The sequence below is a fragment of the Paenibacillus sp. GCM10027626 genome (assembly GCF_042676285.1).
Taxonomy (GTDB): domain Bacteria; phylum Bacillota; class Bacilli; order Paenibacillales; family Paenibacillaceae; genus Paenibacillus_Z.
In genome coordinates, this window is the sequence record NZ_JBHTHC010000007.1 from 123,055 (window position 1) to 140,732 (window position 17,678).

The window sequence follows — 17,678 nt, forward strand, 5'->3', positions numbered from 1 at the left end:
ACTCGGAGGCAAGTTTCAAACTGTAAATAATGACCGGTCTATTTGCTAGATTTGCATATTTCCCGCACTGTGCTTAATTGTTGTCTCATTTTCGGCAGGGAGCGAGGAACGGTCAACACCCTGCTCAATACAGCCTGTTATGAAGAAATAGCCATCGCCCTGCAAACCGTTTTCTGCCGCTATATATTTACCGCCTTGAAAACGAGCTCCGACCGCCTGCAAACGGTACGACCCGCCCTCCAGCTGAAAATGCGCCATACTGCCGTCTGCTGCCGCACTCGTGCAGCTGCCGTAGCTGAGCGTAACGGCATTGCTCGGATCCACACTTTTGATAAACGCCCGCTCGCCGGTCGATCCGCTGAATTCCGCGCCGCCGCCAACTGTAACGCTCTGATCGGCAATGCCGGTCTTTGTCTTGTCCCATGCGCCAGTCAATACAAAGCCGCAATCGCTGAATTCACCGCCCGTTATTGTGATATGCTTACTGCCTACCCGCACCCGGCCTGTTGCCGGCGATGTGCCATAAAACCGGCAATTCGTAAGTGTCAATTTGTTAATGCTGCCGATATTTACGTCCTCTACATTGTGGAACTCACAATTTGTAATATGCAGATTCCCTTGCACCGGCAAATTGCCGACCGCATCACTGCGAATCGGGCGGGCAATTTCATAACCGCTCACCATGCCGAAGGAGCAGCTGTCCAGCACATTTCTCCGCTTGGATAATGCAGAGCTCTGCGAAAGCGTAATCATTTGCGCCCCCGTACAGCCTCTCATCTGCAAGCCGTCGACATTTGCCCAGATTGAGCCCGAATTGGCCAGCCCCTCCTTCACAACAGCATGGCAATCCTCCAACGTCAGATCAGTCAGCTTCTTATGCGCCACGATGCGCGTCGCAATATGCTTTTTAACCGTAATTCTTTTGGCGCTGTCGCCCCAGTTGGTGCCGCTGTTGGCAAAAGACATCAGCCCGGAGTTGCCGATATAGACCAAATCGTGCTCATACTGGCCATGGGTGACGAATGGGCCGTAATCGTCGCCGTCGCCATGGCAATTTTCAACCATACAGTAAGCAGCGCAAGTAAAATCGTTCAAATGCCGCGCATTGCTCGTATTGCAATCCTTTACATGGCCATATAAAACATTGAGCTGCTGGGTCATATAGCCGGTGCCGCCCCAGTCACGCTCCTCCGGATTAATCAGCTCGCAGCTGGCAGTCACATAATGGGAGCAATAACGCCGCTGGATGACTGGCCAGAATACCTTGGTCGCGCGGATACCTGAGACGTCGCATTCGACGGCAAACTCATAAGCGACCGGATTGGAGCCAATTTGGTCCCAGGTTTCAAACGGACGAACGCTTGTCGAGGTTGACGGAGGTACCGGAACTCCGGTGAAACGCATATTGCGGACATGAGCGCGAAAGACCGGATTCATCTTCTTGAAGGTCAGTGTGCGGCCTGCAGCAATCGGCCAGCCTGCCTTATAGTTGACCCTGATATGCGTTCCGTCAATAATTTCCGTAACCTTCAGCAAATAATCCAGCTCCCGCTGGGCTTTGCCGCCAGGATTGTTGCTGAGTTGCACGACCCACCAATCCTCAATCTGGAAGGCAGCTGAAGACGGCACTTCAAGAATATCGCTTCCTTCTGCGATTTCTTTTGTAAGATTTGACGTTATCGTCGCACCTGTCGGCACACCTTGGAAAAAGAGCACAGCGCCGAACGGATTATCGAGCGTGTTAAGCTCAATTCCCTCCGTTGTCATCATATGACCGCCAAAATCCAGCTCGATATTGCTGCGGTTAAAACGATGACGGCGGACAAAATTCAAATCGGTATGCGCCTCGATCCGATGAATAACAGAGTCGTTTACCATGGCATCCAGCGCATCGTCCGCGTTCCGCTCCGGGCCGAATATCCCAAACCAGCGAAAATCGCCCACGCCCTGATGGATCACTTCCCAGCGCCCGGACTGTCCGTTTCCTTTCGCAGGCTGATGTACCGTTCCCCCGTTATCGGCCTTCGTGCTGGAGGCCGCCCAATAGACAAACTTTCCGCCGCCATCCCCTGGCGTGTTGTAGCCTGCAACGTAAACGATCGTCCCCGCCTTCTGCTGTCCGGGCGGCAAATCTAAAAGCGCTTTCAAATTTGACGTCTGCAGCATTGAGCCTTGGGTGCCGCCTTCATCCTTATTTTCCTTTGCAGCAGCCTCTGCGAAACTCAGCTTCGGAATAAGTGTCTGCCCGGCCAGTAAAATACCGCCAGCGCCCAATACTTGCAGCATCCGGCGACGGGAAAGGCGATTGGTGTTCAATTGATTCCCATCATCAGAGTCATTATCCATCTGATGTACATTATCTAGTGTCTTTCCTAGCTCTGATGTCTCATTTCGATCGTTGTTCTTCATAATTGCTTCCCGCCTTCTGCTTTTATTGAGTAATTTTCTCTCCAGCTCCATTAATTAATTTATTATTGATGTATTGATTATATTTCCAACCAAAAAAATATGTCAATACCGAATCAGTGAAAAACACAAAACAGCGCCCAGAGAATACAACATTGTCGTATTCTCCGGGCGCCCGAGTAGTGCTTTCGCTGGCGATCAATTTGAGACTCATTGCAAGCTGCTGCGGTATTCCGTCGGCGTCTGGCCGAATTTTTTGCGGAACAGCTGCGAAAAATGGCGCAGATCGTGATAGCCGCTTCTTTCCGCGATTTCCGCCAGCTTCAGCTGCGGATTTTGCAGCAGCTGCTTCGCATGCTCCAGACGGAGCCTGATCACATATTCCTTGAAGCCTTCTCCGGTTGTTTGTTTGAACAGCTGGCTCAAATAAGCGGGATTCAAATAGACGACGGAGGCTACCTTTTCCAGTGACAAATCTTCAACTAAATGGGCGCGGATATATTGCTGCGCCACCTCAATCAGCTGGTCGCCGCTGCTGGCAATATTTTCATACATTTGCGAGCTGGACGCCTGATACATGTGCCGAACCTCATCCGGCACGAGCCCAATATCCTCGATCCGCGCCGTATGTAAAATTTGAAACGGTACGCGCAGCATTTTTACCAAATACTTTCGCAATTCTTCGATCAGCTCCTGCAGTGCATGCTCCGTTTGCAGCGACACGAGGCCGAGCAGGCTTTTGCTGGAATGAACGGTGACGAATCCGCTGCCATAGCGATCGATAAGCTCACTCATAACATTCTCGATCATGAAATGTTCCAGCTGAGCCGTTTTATCTGTATCCATCCTAACGAGCACGAGATAGAAATGCGGATAGCTTTCCATCAAAGGCTTCATATCGAAACAGCCGATATCAAGCCCCGACGACCAGCGCTGAAACACCGCTTCCCGCACATATTTGCGGTTTATGGCGAGCCTTTCCTCTTCCTCAGTCATCGCCAGCTCCCGGGCTATTTCCTCTCCCATCCTCTCTACGAGCTGAATGACCGCCTCCTTGCCGATCGGCTTGAGCAAATAATCCTTTGCCCCTAACCGGACCGCTTCCTGTGCGTAGCTGAACTCGGAGTAGGCTGAGATGACGACCCAGCGAATACGCGGATATTGGTTGCGGGACAGCTTCATCAATTCCAGCCCGGACATCCCCGGCATTAAAATATCCGTCAGCGCCAAATCGATTCGCTGGGCGCGCAGTATCGTTACCGCCTCCTCGGCATTGACGGCCAAATAAGTCTGATGCTCGGGAAAGCGGCTCGTGATCGTCCGCTGCAGCCCTTCCAGTATTACCGTCTCATCATCGGCAATCAGAATATTCATACGCCTTCTCCCCCTTGCTCCCACAATGGCAGCACAATCGTTACAGATGTGCCCTCACCGGGCCTGCTTTTAATGCGCAAGCCATATGGCTCGCCGTACATCAGCACAATTCTGCGGTGAACATTTTGCAGTCCGATGCCCTGCCGCGCCCTGCCGTCTCCGCTCTGCAGCTTTTCCTCCTGCTTCCCAGTCTCTGCGGACTGCAGCAGCCCGTTCAGGTGCTGCAGTGTCTCTTCGTCGATACCGATCCCGTTGTCGGCAATGATGACGCGCAGTTCCTTGGCCGCTTTGTCCGCTTCCACCTGAACGCTCAGCATACCCGGACGATCCAGCGGCTCGAGCCCATATTTCACCGCATTTTCGATGACGGGCTGCAGCGTCATTTTGGGCAGAAGGACATGTTCCCACTGCGGATCCGCATGGATCTCCGTCTGCATTCTGCTGCTCAGCCGGTTTTCGATGATCGTCAAATAGTGACGCATCTGCTCCAGCTCCTGACGCAGCGTCGCCCTCGACGCTTCTCCCCAGTCGCTGCTGTAGCGGAACATTTGGGAAAGTGCGAGAATGACCCGGCCAAGACGGTCATTTTCCTTTTCGTCCAGCATCCAGTAAATCATATCTAATGTATTGAACAAAAAATGCGGATTGACTTGAGACTGCAGCGCCTGCAGCTGAGCATTCTTCTCACTGAGCGAAGCGAGCTTAATCCGTTCGATCAGCTCATCCATCCGCTGTACCATCCGGTTAAAGGAGGCGACCAGACTGTTAATTTCATCGAATGATCGGACATTGACCGAGCCTGTAAAATTGCCCATTTCTACTTTTTTCATTTCGCGAATGAGCAGCTTGAGCGGCGACGATAAATTGCGCGAGATGAGACTGGCCAGCAGAGTAGACAGCACGATAACCGCCGCAATGACAATAATCAGATCCTTTTTCATCTGCACAAGCTCTGCGTTAATGTCCGTCATCGGCGTCAGCCCGAAGATCGTCCAGTCCGTCACTGCCGTTTTGGCGGAGACGACCAGCTGGTCGGACTGGCTGTCGATGACGATTTCATCGCCTGCCGGCTTCGGCAGCCCGGCGAATGACGGCAGCGCTTCGGCGCCGCGGGCCGTAGAAGTAATGACCCGATTATCCTGATCCACCAAATAGACGCGGCTATTCGGGCTTATGGTCACATTGGACAAAGCCGCCATAATCGGATCCGGCTCCATCTCGATCAATACAATGCCGATCGGCCTGTAGTCAGTCAAATTAAACAATGTCCGCCCGAATACAAACACCGGCTCCTTCTGCATGCTGTTGATGAGCGAGCCTTCGGACAGGCCAAGCCAAACCATTTCGCCGCGCGAAGCCTTCAGCTTTTTATACCAGTCCGCAGAAGCATAATCTTTGCCGCCGACACCGGCAAAGCGATTTTCATAATTATACATTTTCCCTTTATTCGTAATGATATGAATGCCGACGATATCATTGCGCGAATAAAAAACAGCGCCCATAATATTTGTAATCATCCGCTCCATGTTGACGCTGGTTACGATATTCGTTTCCTGCTCGCGCTCTTCCAACAAACGCAGCAGCTCGAAATTGCTGTTGATCGCTTTGGAAATGCTGTAATGCCCCTCAAGTAGCAGGTCAAACAGACCAACGGTTTGCGACAAGTTTTTCTCGGCCAGATCGCTGATTTTCGTTTGGATCACTTGCGTCGTTTTTCGGTAATAAAGCACGCTGACCAGAATGAGGAGCGTCATCATGGCGGCCAAAAACAGCCAGAACAAGCGGTTACGGATCGAATGATTTCGTTTGGAACGCATCCTGGCTCTCCTCCTCTGCTGTATTTCGTGCTTCCTATTTTACCATAAAGCGGGAGCGGCTAAGGAATTAACCTTTAACCGCTCCAGCGACCATGCCTTTTGTAATTTTATCAGCCAGTAAAAAGTAAATGAGAATGACCGGCAGCGCGCCAAGCACCAGAAAAGCACCGATTGCCCCGTAATTGACCGAATATTGGCTAACAAAGCTGTAAACGCCAAAAGGCAGCGTTTTGAGGCGCTCCGACGAAATAAAGGTCGCCGCCATAATGTATTCGTTCCAGATGTTGATGAAGGTCAAAATACAGACGGTCATCATCGGTGGAACAGATACCGGAATGATGATACTGCGGAAAATCCGGAACACGCCCGCTCCGTCAATCACCGCAGACTCTTCAATTTCATGCGGAATCGACTTCATAAAGCCGCTTAAAATAAAGACGGCGATCGGCGTTTGAAAGGCGATATACGGTAAAATAATCGATAAATGCGTATTCAAAATGCCGATATTTTTGAAAATAATCATGAGCGGCAGCAGCGTTGCCTGCATCGGAATCATCATCCCGATCAAAAAGATGACCATTACCGCTTGACCGTAGCGCCACCGGAAGCGGCTGATGGCAAACGAGACCAGCGAGCTTAATAGCAGCACGCAAACCATCGTAATACTCGTGACCATCACGCTGTTTAGCAAATATCGGAAATAGCTGCCCGCTTTAATCGCATCGGTAAAGTTCGCCCATTGCGGCGAAGCCGGCAGCGCGAAAAAGGTGCCCGATAAAATCTCCTCATTGCTTTTCAAGGAATAGATCAGCAGCCAGAGGAGCGGATACACCTGCGTGACAAACAGAATGCCAAGCAGCAGGAAGACCAATGCTTTGACAATGGGATAAAATGCGGAACGCCCGTTTTTGCTTAAAGACATAGGCGCTTCCCCCTTTACGAGTATTTCCGCTCTAGACGGTTAAATACGTAGTTAATTACAACGGTGGCAATCAGGCATACCGCAACTAGGAATGCGGCGATCGAGCTGCCGTAGCCGTATTTCATCGACAGGAAGGACATATTGTACATGTGGGTCGAGATGACATCTGTCGCATGGGCAGGCCCCCCGCCCGTCATCACCATGACCATGTCAAATGCTTGAAGCGAGCCGATAAAGGCAAGTACGATCGAAATTTTGAAGATCGGGATATTCATTGGGAACGTGATGTGCCAGTCCGCTTTCAGCCCTTCGGCTCCATCTATTTTGGCCGCTTCATAAATATCTGCGGGAATATTCTGAATACCGGTAAATTGAATAAGCGTATGGTAGCCCAAATACTGCCACAAGGCGACAAAATACAAGCTGTACATCGCGATGCCCGGCTCCGTCAGCCAGGAGTGCGTCCAGCTCTGCAAATGCAGCGCTTCCAGCACCTGATTGATCATGCCGCCCATCGATGCCGGATTATAGATCGTTTTCCACAGCTGGCCAATGACGACAACAGACAAAATAACCGGAAGAAAATAGCTGGAAACGAGAAAGTTAGGTTTTTTGATGAAGCGGTTAAGCAGCACGGCAATAAACAGCGCCACCGGAATCTCCGCCATCGAAAAGACGGCGAACATCAAAGTTCGGCGAACCGCCGGCCAGAAGACCGGATCATGGAAAAACAGCGTTTTAAAATTTTGCAAGCCGACAAATGCAGATTCGCCGATACCGTTCCAATCCAGCAAGCCGCTATACATGGAAATCAGAACGGGTACAAACACCAAGCAAAAGTAGAGCAGCAGACATGGCAGCACGAACAGCGCTATCGTCAGCTTGGAGACTCTTAGTACATTCATCTCGCGCGCCTCCTAATTGAAAGGCGGCCAAGGAGCTTCTCCGAGCTCCCTGGCGCACCGGTCATTTATTTATTTGCTTCAAATGCATCCTGATGCTCTTTGGCAACATCGGCAGCCTCTTTTTTCTGTACGAACAGATTTTGAATGCTGGTCAGATGCACTTGCGCCGTTCCCGGATTCATCGTGTTGTCAAAGGCAAGATCGCCGCCCTTCACTTCCTTGAACAGGTTCAGTACGTCCATCGCCATATCCGAATATCCCGCCGCTTTAAAATCGCCTTCCACCTTTTGCGCCAGGCCTATTGCACCCTTCACTTCAAACGCTTCTTTCGGGAAGTTAAGCATGAAGTAGTTCAGGAAGTCTTTTGTTTCCTCCAAATGCTTGCTGCTTGCGGAAATGGCAAATGCGCTTCCCGGCGCCAGCATAAATTCATTCGGGTCGCCCTTGCCGTTTATAGTCGGGAACTTGAATACGCCAACTTTGCCGTTGACAGAGGACGTTTCAATACCGCCGGTCGCCCATGTTCCCATGTAGTACATCGCCGCTTTGCCCGTCTTGAACAGGTTCTCGCCCGTATTATAGTCGAACGATGTAGCCCCTTCCTGGAATGCGCCCGCCTGCACGAGGTTTTGGAACGCATCGACCGCTTCCGTGAATGCCGGGTCCTGGAACGTTTTCTTGCCGTCAAGCACATCCTGCAGGAAGCCGGGGCCATTCGTGCGAAGCAGCATGTTCATAAAGAGGAACGAGCCGGTCCATGTATCTTTTTCGCCGATTGCCATTGGCTGAATCCCTTTTTCCTTCAATGTTTTCACGACACCGACCATTTCCTCGAAGGTCGAAGGCACCTTGACGCCTGCCTGGTCGAACAGTTCTTTATTGTAGTAAACGACGCCGATATTGTTGCCGTCCGGCAAAGCGTACAAATTGTTATCAAAGGTATACCAGTCTAGGATTCCTTCCTGGAATGTGTCCTTCAGGCCGTTTTTTTCCACCATATCATTAAGCGGCGCGAACAGTCCCGCTTTAACGAACGGCTCCATTTGCGCTGCCGGGTTAACAACCGTAATATCCGGCACTTCCTTGGATGCGGCCTGCGTTTTCAGCTTAAGCTTTTGCTGGTCGGTGTTCAGCGAATCAAGCTCAATTGTAATATTCGGATGTTCATCCTCATATTGCTTCACGATCTTTTTCATCATGCCGTTCTTCGGATCGGTCGGATCCGGATAAATGTTTTGGAACGTGATCGTTATATTTTGCTGCTTGCCTGTATTCGAACCGCCTTCCTTGCTTCCAGTATTCGCGGCACCTGTATTGTCGGATGCTTTGCTTCCGCCGCCGCATGCCGCAAGACTGAGCGCGAGTGACCCTGCCAGTGCAACCTTCAGCACATTTTTCATTTGATTCATTTCGAGATCCCCCTTCAGTTTAAGGTTCGGTATTGATCATTCGAGGCTGGCAATTCATAATGGACTGTGTCCGGCGGTGACGCCTACTGCGTTTTTCTTTGGAAAGTGCATGAAGCGGACCTGAGCGGACCCTGGTTCCGTTATCTGTGAACAAACGGGCCAAATGGCAGGTCGGCGGACCGTGGTTCCGTTATTGGCCACTGATCATCCCGAAAACGATGCAAAATGAAGAAATAACGGATCGTGTGTCCGTGAAAGCTCAGAATGGCCCCTTTTTTGAGTAAATAACGGATCCTGTGTCCGCTTGCCTCTTGACTTTATTATCATTTTATTTGAAAACCTTTACAATGCGGGTAACTTTGGAGATCAGGTGTGTTTTCTTTAGATTGGAATCTTGCTCTGCCCGCTAACGAACCTGACAACCCTTATTCGGCTTAAAATGGAGCAGTGTGAGCTGTAACGAATCTACCGATCGTTATTCATCGAAAATCGGCTGCTTTCCCACCTTTTTTCCTCCAATAACGTGTCTCAGGTTCGTTACACTTTGAACAAGCCGATTTATTGCCCAATAGCGTGTCTCAGGTTCGTTAGGCCCAATCCTCAACGTTTGATAAAAACCGCCAGTTCATCGAACTGGCGGCTATTCCTCTATAGGTTATTCTATTGAACAAGGCAGTTGGACGCTCCGCTCTTCTGGCAACGGCTGCTGCTGAGCACGAAGCTTGGACAAATACGAAGCTCGCTTCGTCCCCAGCTTGCGGCGTTTTGCCTCCGGTAATAAATTGGATCGCCTTGATCTACATGGCAGCCGCACGCAGGATTCATATCGGATTCATCCTTCCTTATCCAATCATGCGAGCGCTCCGGCTGCCAGATTTCCTTTGAATAATACCGCTACTCTTCTTGCTCGCCTGGCAACTGCTTCGGCTGAACAGCTTGCATCTACGAAAACGACATCGGCGTCGTCACCCGCATTTGGCCAGATGCGTGTCCCTTCTTTGTTTAAGGGAGTGATGCCTCCTGTAATAAACTTTAAAGTTTGCCCCAGTGAGCGCTCATCGCTTAAGCCGAAGCGCTGCGCCAGCGTCCCCGCCTTTTCCAAGCTGTCTCCTTTGCCAAAAGGCGACCAGTGATCCATAATACTGTCGTCACCGAGCGATATCTGTACTCCTTTTTCCTGCAGGAGAGGAATCGGAATCGTTCTACCAAGCGGAACTGACGATGTAATCGAAATGCCCTGCTGCGCCAGCAGCTCTGCGGCTTCACTCGCTTCCTGCGGCGAAATATCGGCAAAAGCTAATGCATGGCTGATCGTCACTCTTCCCTGCCATCCGGCCTCCTCGGTCAAAGCGGCCAGTCGCTTGAACGTAAAAATGCCAAGATGACCCGGATCATGAATGTGAAGGTCGATGTCCGCATCGGCTTCTACCGCAAGCTCCATCACGGTTTGCAATGATTTCTCAATATTTTCGTCAATTGTGGCAGGATCGACGCCGCCAACGAGCGATGCGCCGCTGCGCAAAGCTTCTCTCACAAGCGATACGGATTGGCTTCGCAGTAGGCCATGCTGCGGAAAAGCGACAATTTCAACAGCAGCTTTTCCTTTATAGGCTTCCACAGCCTGCAGCGTTGCTTCCAGATTTTTTAATCCGATTATTGGATCGATATTGCAATGGGTCCGAATGCGGGTCGATCCTGAATGAAGCAGCAGGTCCAATATTTTTTCCGCTCTTTCTCTGGCAACAGGCAATAAACGCGGAAGCAGCTCCCGCTCCTCCTCCAGCCTTGTCAATATGCCTTTCACGGGAATCGTCGGCGCTTTCCAGGGGCCGCCATAATATGTTTTATCGAGATGGATGTGCATGTCTCTAAACGAGGGGAGCATTAAACAATGCTTCATATCCCATTTTGGCAAATTGGTTTCTAATCGGTTATCCGCTAAAATTATTTCTTTTATTTTTCCATTTGCGATGCTTATATGAAAGCTCTCCGTTTCAGTTCCTGCAATAGTGCCATTTTCATAGCGAAAGCCGACTTCTAACCGTACATTCGTTAACCAGTAAGCGTTATCCGTCATGATTATCCCTCACTTTTTCCCAGCATACAAATATGATAACATGTCATTAACTATACGTATAATATATAAATCATAGGATTTACTTATGTTTTTCATATATTAAATATGGGGAGTGAATCAGACGTGGATATCAGACAACTGCGATATTTTATAGCGATTGTAGAGGAGCGGAAGATTTCCGCTGCCGCGAAAAGACTCCATCTTTCTCAGCCGCCTTTAAGTCAGCAATTAAAAACAATGGAAGATGAACTCGGGGCAAAATTATTCGAAAGGAGCGGAAAATATCTAGAAATTACGGAAGCCGGAAAAGCCTTGTATAAATATGCCCTGCAGATGGATCAACTCATGGAAGAGGCCAAACTTGAAGTGAAAGAAGTTGGAAACGGGGTAAACGGCAGTCTAAAAATAGGCATCAATACATTTTCAGTTGCCGAATTGCCCGAAGTCCTCCATCAGTTTCGCCAACAATACCCAAAGGTCACTTATAAAATTCAGCAAAATGAGTCGGCTCATCTATGCCAACTAGTGAGAGACCGGGTTGTAGAGCTAGCGCTCATTCGCTTGCCGCTTGATTTGGCTCATTTTTCAGTGCTTCATCTTTATACCGAACCATTTTACTTGATTACATCCCAAAAACAGCAGCCATTCGCTCATGAAGTAGCGCTCGCTGACATCGAAAGTTATCCACTCATTTTGCCAAGCACTGAGGGACTCGGCGTGCATTATTTAATTTCGGAGGCATTTTCCCGGTTCCATCTGCAGCCCAACATTGTCGGCGAATGCTCCGATATTACGCTTTTATTGGATTTAATCGTTTCTGATTTTTGCGCGTCGATTGTTCCGGAAACGATGCTTAAACGGCATAAAGGCTATGCACTGCATGCTCAAAAAATTTCCAGTGCGATGGAGCTGTCTGCCCCGGTTGGGTTAATATGGCTAAAAAATCATTGCTTATCTATGGCTGCCCAAAATTTTGTCGATTTATTCAAAACAGCAGGAAATCATATGCGGTCGTGAAGCATGGATACCTTAAAATTAAGACGATTGACAAACACTGCTTTATGATTTATCTTTACTTTAAGATACTTAATTTTCATATACGAGGAAGGGGCGAAAAATTCCAGCCAAAAAAGAATCCAGTTATCATTTTTAATTGCTGCCGACTTATAAGATGTACTTTTTATGTAAAGTCTATCATTGAATACCCAAATATGGAGGAATAAGCGATGATCAAAGTAGCAGTTATTGTTGGAAGCACGCGTCCGGGACGCAATGGAGAGGCGGTTGCCCGCTGGGTATATGAGCTGGCGCAAAAACGGACAGATGCCGAATTTGAATTGGTGGACATTGCAGATTTTAACCTGCCGCTGCTGGATGAGCCGGTTCCGCCTTCTATGGGACAATACTCCAAAGAGCATACAAAACGATGGTCCCAAAAAATTGCTACTTTCGATAGCTATATTTTTGTTACGCCGGAATATAACCATGCAACATCCGGAGCACTCAAAAATGCGATTGATTACTTATACAACGAATGGAACAACAAATCTGCCGGCTTTGTCGGATATGGCAGCCTGGGCGGTTCGCGGGCAATTGAAAACTTGCGTCTAATTATGGCCGAGCTGCAAGTTGCCGGCGTACGGGCGCAAGTGTCTCTTTCCCTGTTTACGGATTTTGAAAATTTCAGCGTCTTCAAGCCGGCCCAGCATCATGAAGGATCAGTAACCGCTATGCTGGATCAGGTCATCGCCTGGGGCGGCGCTTTGAAAAGCCTGAGAAACAGCTAAAACGAGCAACAAAGGGCTGATCTGCAAGTCAGGTTCAACACCGCTTGCTAATCAGCCCTTCACAATTGATCTATTTTCTCGAACGCTCCAGAATAAATACACCGCGCCCCGGCACAGTCACAGCTCCTGACAGCATCTCACCGCTCAGCAGCTCTTGCCGCGCCTCTGCTCCGATCTCAACGGCCGCCGCATCAGCATTGTGATTGAGCAGGAACAAGTATTCCTTGTCATTTTTCACCCTTCGTGCGGTCTCAACGCCCGCAGGTGCGTCAAGCAACGGCTCTATACCTTTTTCTGCGCAAAGATTGGCCAGGAAGCCTTGCAGAAACTTTACTTCCGGACTGCTTGCTACATAATACGCTCTTCCTTTGCCAAAATGATTCATTGTCAGAACCGGCATGCCTGCGTAAAAGTCAGTACCATACTCCGCCAGCACTTCAGCGCCCTCTGCATGAATCAGATCGCAAAGAAGTCCGCATTCAAACTGTCCCTGCAGCTTGCCCCATGGCCGCTTCATAACGATACTGTTTTTCTGATCAGGGAACAGTGCATCGATTTCTTCAGCCCAAATCCCGAGCAAGGAACGCAATTCACCAGGATAACCGCCAGTCGTAACGAGATCATTCTCATTGACGATACCGCTAAAGAAGGTCGTCACGAATGTGCCGCCATTAGCAACGAACTGCTCCACCTTTTGGGCAAAGCCCGGTTTGATCATATACATGACCGGCGCGATTACGATATCGTACCGGCTCATATCAGCTTCGACAGAGATGATATCACTTTCGATATTCATCTGGAACAAAGCATCATAATATTTGTGAACCTCGTTCACATAGTTTAAAGCGATTGTCGGCCCGCTCGACAGCTCGGTCGCCCAACGATTCTCCCAGTCGTAGACAATGGCCACTTTCGACTCTGTTCGCGCATCCAGCAGCTTGTCGCCCAACTGCTCCAGCTCGCGCCCCAGCTCAGCACATTCGCGGAATACACGCGTATGCTCATGGCCTACGTGTTCGATGACCGCACCGTGGTATTTCTCACAGGCGCCGATGGAACGGCGAAGCTGGAAAAACATCACCGTATCCGCCCCATGGGCTACAGCCTGGTAGCTCCACAGACGCATAACGCCCGGACGTTTCAGTGAATTATAGGCTTGCCAGTTTTGCTGGCTTGGCGTTTGTTCCATCAGCATGAACGGATCACCGCCCTTCAGGCCGCGCATCAAATCATGCGCCATTGCCGTATAGCTGACCGGCGTATCGAGCGCTGGGTAATTGTCCCAGGAAACGATGTCGATATACTTGGCCCATTCAAAATAGTCCAAATCCGGGAAGAAGCCCATCAAATTCGTTGTAACCGGAAGGTCGGGCGTATGCTTTTTTACCGCCTCATATTCCAGCTTATAGCATTCCAGCAGGCTATCCGACATAAAACGGCGATAATCGAGCGAGATCCCTTGGAATGCGGTGCGATTGCCATCCCACTCCTCGCTTAGTGCATTTGGCGGAACGATGTCTTCCCAATCATAAAAGGTATGCCCCCAAAAGCGGGTGTTCCACGCCTTATTAAGCGCCTCCAGATTACCGTAGCGTTTTTCTAGCCATTGGCGGAAGCCAGCAGCACAATTGTCGCAATAGCAGTAACCGCCGTACTCATTCGAGATATGCCAAATGACAAGCCCTGAATGATTTTTGTAACGCTCTGCCAGCTTTTCAGCCATAAGCGCGGAGTATTTGCGGTAGGTTGGAGAATTTGGGCACGAATTGTGGCGTCCGCCGAACTTGCGCTTTCTGCCGTTATAATCTACACGCAGCACATCCGGATATTTTCTCGCCATCCAGGCCGGATGAGCAGCGGTGCTGGTGGCAAGACAAGCGTATACGCCGCTTTTGTACAGTCGGTCTATCGTCTCATCTAGAAGCGAGAAATCATAAGTCTCTTCATCAGGCTGATTCAGCGCCCAGGAAAACACATTCACTGTCGCCACATCAATGCCTGCCAGCTTGAACAAGCGTTCGTCTTCTTTCCATATCTCGGCATCCCACTGCTCGGGATTATAGTCTCCGCCATACCAGATCTTTGGCAGCTTATTATTGATCATGTCTTAGCACATCCTTAGAGGTAATATAACTATATTTCCATTGTAAAATCATAAATAAGCAATGAATATGCGAAAATAGCGACGTTGGATATAAAAAAAGAGCAGCAGGCCACATTTCACCTCATCGTCTGAGAAGAAACGGCTGACGCCGTGCTTGGTGCGAGGTAAGTTTCTTCCCCTGAAATTTTATAGAATTTATCAGGTAAAACATATAAATTCTATAAAATCAAAAAAAGACTTTCCCGCAAGGAGAAAGTCCAGAGTCACCCTCTTATATTCATTTGGCTCTACAAATTAGCCTTGATCACAAAAATTCAATCATATATTGAGTGCATACCACTTCAAAGCCTAGCGAGTGATAAAGCTGGATGGCGCCCGAATTATCAGCAAACACATTCAAATACACGCTGCGGGAAACCGCTCTTCCCCTGCGAGTCAGCTCGGCACACAATTTTCTCCCGTAGCCTTGCCTCCTCCAGGCGGCATCCGTCCCGATATTTCCCAGCTCAACGCAATCTTCTGTATAAATGTGATAACCGCCCACTGCAATCAGCTCATCCTGCCTGATGATACCGAGGAAGGGATAGCGCAGTTCATCTTCGGTAAAGGCCATCGTTTGCATGACCGCCATCTTTGCGGCAATACGCTCATAATAAGATGCATCAAGCTGCACAACTTGCGGATCGACGGGAGGCAATGCCTGCTGATGAAGATGCTTCATGAGCAGTATTTTTCTTGGACGGCGCAGCAGATCAAGCTGAGAAGCAAGTATCGTCAGCTCAGCTTCGTTAATAATCGAATTTCCGGCCGCCTGATCGGGCAATTGCAGCTGTGCGCGCATAAACGCCTGCATCTTGCGGAGACAAAATGTCTCCAGGATCGGATAGATAGAAAAAGCGTAGAACGGCAGCCCGGTCAAATATGCCTTAACGCCCAGCAGCGCTCCGTCATCGGAAAATTGCCCGTAATGCACCGTATTGGGTCTTCGAACCGTCAGATAGGAATAGTACAGAAAATGCTGATCTCGGTCAATCTGGTCCCGTATAGTATCGAGCTCAGCAGACGTTAATATACGATGCAACAATCTTCAACGCTCCAATCAACTCAATTAATCAGTGTGCTCCGCCAGTCCGGTCGATATGAGCCAGATGCTTGCGATTCGCGATAACGAATAATACAGACAGCAGCACAAATGCTCCGCCTACTATAAATGGCACATGTGGATTATACCACTCGGCGAGCTTCCCGGCCAGCCATGGCGCAACCGCTCCGCCCAAAAAGCGCAAAAAGCTGTATGCAGCCGATGCTGTAGAGCGCTCCACTGGAGCAGCCTGCATAACGGCAGTCGTAATTAACGTATTATTGTTGCCGAGAAAGGCCCCGGCGATAATAACGGCGACAATTACGACCGGCTTGTTCGCGGTCCAAATCCCCATAGCCGCTAAGGTAAGTGCAAACAGGATCAGCATGGCGCACATGGAAGCAATCGTGCCAAAGCGGCGCTGCAGCCATGGCGCTACAAATACGGAGGTAAATGCCAGCATAAGACCCCAGCCGAGAAATACGTACCCGAGTCCATGCTCATCAAGATGCATGACGAACGGAGAATACGCCAGGAGAGTAAAAAAACCGAAGTTGTATAGGAGAGCCGTAATCCCGAGCACCAGCAATCCGCGGTATTTCAGCGCCCGGAACGGATCAAGCAAGGAGGTCTTCACCTTTGCGACCTGCTTAGGTTTAGGCATCATAATACTCAAAGAAATAAAAGCAATAATCATTAGAGCGCCTACTCCAAAAAACGGATGACGCCACGAAATCGCACCCAGTTCTCCGCCAAGCAATGGGCCGACCGAGATACCAAGGCCGATCGCCGCTTCATACAATATGATCGCCTGCGCAGTTCCGGCCGTCGATAATGATACAATGGCAGATAGCGCAGTGGCGACAAAGAGTGCATTGCCAAGTCCCCAGCCCCCACGCAAACCTACAAGTGACTCGATGCTGTCGGAGGCTCCGCCAAGCGTGGCGAATATCGCAATAATTAAAATGCCGCTTAACAGCGTCCATTTCATCCCTAATCTGGACGAAATTGCACCTGTGATGAGCATGGCAAACGCCATGACCAGATTATAGCTCGTAAACAGCAGTGTAACCTCGCTGTGAGAAGCGTTCATTTGTTCAGCAATGGCCGGTAAAATCGGATCGACTAGCCCGATCCCCATAAAGGCGATAACACAGGCAAATCCGACTGCCCATACCGCCTTCGGCTGCTTCAATAGATGGCCGCGGACGGCCGATTCTGATTCCATAACACTTCAGCTCCTCAATATTATTTTTTCTCCTGCTTGCTCATTCGGGCGATGCCTTCTTGTACACGGGTATAGAAATGCTGAATCTCATCCCGCATCCGCATCATCTTCTCCAGCTTTTTTTCAATCATTTCCAATTGGTTTTTCACAACTGGCTCAAGCTCCAGCAGCTTTTGCTTTTTGTCCGCCTCTTCGGAAAGCTGCCGATACCCTTGCTTGTGATTTTCCAGCTCCTCTGTCACGGCCACATAATATTGCAGTTCTTGTAAGGAATAGCCCAGCACATCGCGGGCATCAATTAGCCGCTTCAGCCGCTCGATATGCTCCTTCGTATATAAACGGATTCCTCCGTCACTGCGCACCGGGGCCGGCAGCAACCCGATCTCCTCATAATAGCGGATCGTTCGTTTCGTTAAACCGACTTCCTTTGCCACCTCATCGATCTTGTACTTTTCCGTCATTCTTCGTCTCCTCCTATGCTCATTTTTTATAATACGCCTCGTATAACGTTAACGTCAACGTTAACTTTAAAAAAACAAGAAGGGCGTCCCGAGTCATCAGGACAACC

At 49.5% G+C, this 17,678-nt stretch carries 13 protein-coding genes; 2 read left to right on the forward strand and 11 right to left on the reverse strand.

The features are described 5' to 3' along the window. Nucleotides 1-45: 45 nt before the first annotated feature. The 7 genes from ACFQ0N_RS15315 to ACFQ0N_RS15345 form a co-directional block, all read right to left on the reverse strand. Nucleotides 46-2,409, reverse strand: coding sequence for a hypothetical protein (locus tag ACFQ0N_RS15315; RefSeq protein WP_379327543.1), 2,364 nt, complete (start codon nucleotides 2,407-2,409; stop codon nucleotides 46-48). A gap of 207 nt (nucleotides 2,410-2,616) precedes the next feature. Beyond that, nucleotides 2,617-3,780 (reverse strand): helix-turn-helix domain-containing protein, encoded by a 1,164-nt coding sequence (locus ACFQ0N_RS15320; RefSeq protein WP_379327545.1) that lies wholly within the window; start codon nucleotides 3,778-3,780, stop codon nucleotides 2,617-2,619. Continuing rightward, nucleotides 3,777-5,597: a sensor histidine kinase gene (locus ACFQ0N_RS15325; protein WP_379327547.1), complete on the reverse strand. Its 1,821-nt coding sequence runs from the start codon at nucleotides 5,595-5,597 to the stop codon at nucleotides 3,777-3,779. Before ACFQ0N_RS15325 ends, ACFQ0N_RS15320 begins: the two co-directional genes overlap by 4 nt. 67 nt (nucleotides 5,598-5,664) lie before the next feature. Continuing rightward, nucleotides 5,665-6,519: a carbohydrate ABC transporter permease gene (locus ACFQ0N_RS15330; RefSeq protein WP_379327549.1), complete on the reverse strand. Its 855-nt coding sequence runs from the start codon at nucleotides 6,517-6,519 to the stop codon at nucleotides 5,665-5,667. Between the two features lie 14 nt (nucleotides 6,520-6,533). Beyond that, the gene (locus tag ACFQ0N_RS15335; protein ID WP_379327551.1) at nucleotides 6,534-7,424 is read right to left on the reverse strand and encodes a carbohydrate ABC transporter permease; all 891 of its coding nucleotides are present in this window, start codon (nucleotides 7,422-7,424) and stop codon (nucleotides 6,534-6,536) included. A 65-nt stretch (nucleotides 7,425-7,489) separates the two neighbouring features. Beyond that, the gene (locus ACFQ0N_RS15340; protein WP_379327553.1) at nucleotides 7,490-8,833 is read right to left on the reverse strand and encodes an extracellular solute-binding protein; all 1,344 of its coding nucleotides are present in this window, start codon (nucleotides 8,831-8,833) and stop codon (nucleotides 7,490-7,492) included. Between the two features lie 850 nt (nucleotides 8,834-9,683). After that, nucleotides 9,684-10,910 (reverse strand): amidohydrolase family protein, encoded by a 1,227-nt coding sequence (locus ACFQ0N_RS15345; RefSeq protein ID WP_379327555.1) that lies wholly within the window; start codon nucleotides 10,908-10,910, stop codon nucleotides 9,684-9,686. 123 nt (nucleotides 10,911-11,033) lie between these two features. On the opposite strand from ACFQ0N_RS15345, the gene ACFQ0N_RS15350 reads away from it, so the two are divergent. Together ACFQ0N_RS15350 and ACFQ0N_RS15355 are read left to right on the forward strand one after the other, a co-directional pair. Next, nucleotides 11,034-11,927: a LysR family transcriptional regulator gene (locus ACFQ0N_RS15350; protein WP_379327557.1), complete on the forward strand. Its 894-nt coding sequence runs from the start codon at nucleotides 11,034-11,036 to the stop codon at nucleotides 11,925-11,927. A 209-nt stretch (nucleotides 11,928-12,136) separates the two neighbouring features. After that, nucleotides 12,137-12,697, forward strand: coding sequence for an NADPH-dependent FMN reductase (locus ACFQ0N_RS15355; RefSeq protein ID WP_379327559.1), 561 nt, complete (start codon nucleotides 12,137-12,139; stop codon nucleotides 12,695-12,697). Between the two features lie 70 nt (nucleotides 12,698-12,767). Here ACFQ0N_RS15355 and ACFQ0N_RS15360 read toward each other — a convergent pair whose 3' ends face one another. The 4 genes from ACFQ0N_RS15360 to ACFQ0N_RS15375 form a co-directional block, all read right to left on the reverse strand. Continuing rightward, nucleotides 12,768-14,801, reverse strand: coding sequence for a beta-galactosidase (locus tag ACFQ0N_RS15360; RefSeq protein WP_379327561.1), 2,034 nt, complete (start codon nucleotides 14,799-14,801; stop codon nucleotides 12,768-12,770). A gap of 304 nt (nucleotides 14,802-15,105) precedes the next feature. Next, nucleotides 15,106-15,882, reverse strand: coding sequence for a GNAT family N-acetyltransferase (locus ACFQ0N_RS15365; protein WP_379327563.1), 777 nt, complete (start codon nucleotides 15,880-15,882; stop codon nucleotides 15,106-15,108). Between the two features lie 31 nt (nucleotides 15,883-15,913). Beyond that, nucleotides 15,914-17,110, reverse strand: coding sequence for an MFS transporter (locus tag ACFQ0N_RS15370; RefSeq protein WP_379327565.1), 1,197 nt, complete (start codon nucleotides 17,108-17,110; stop codon nucleotides 15,914-15,916). 20 nt (nucleotides 17,111-17,130) lie between these two features. Next, complete coding sequence (locus ACFQ0N_RS15375; protein WP_379327567.1) at nucleotides 17,131-17,571, reverse strand: MerR family transcriptional regulator; 441 nt, start codon at nucleotides 17,569-17,571, stop codon at nucleotides 17,131-17,133. Nucleotides 17,572-17,678: the final 107 nt, after the last annotated feature.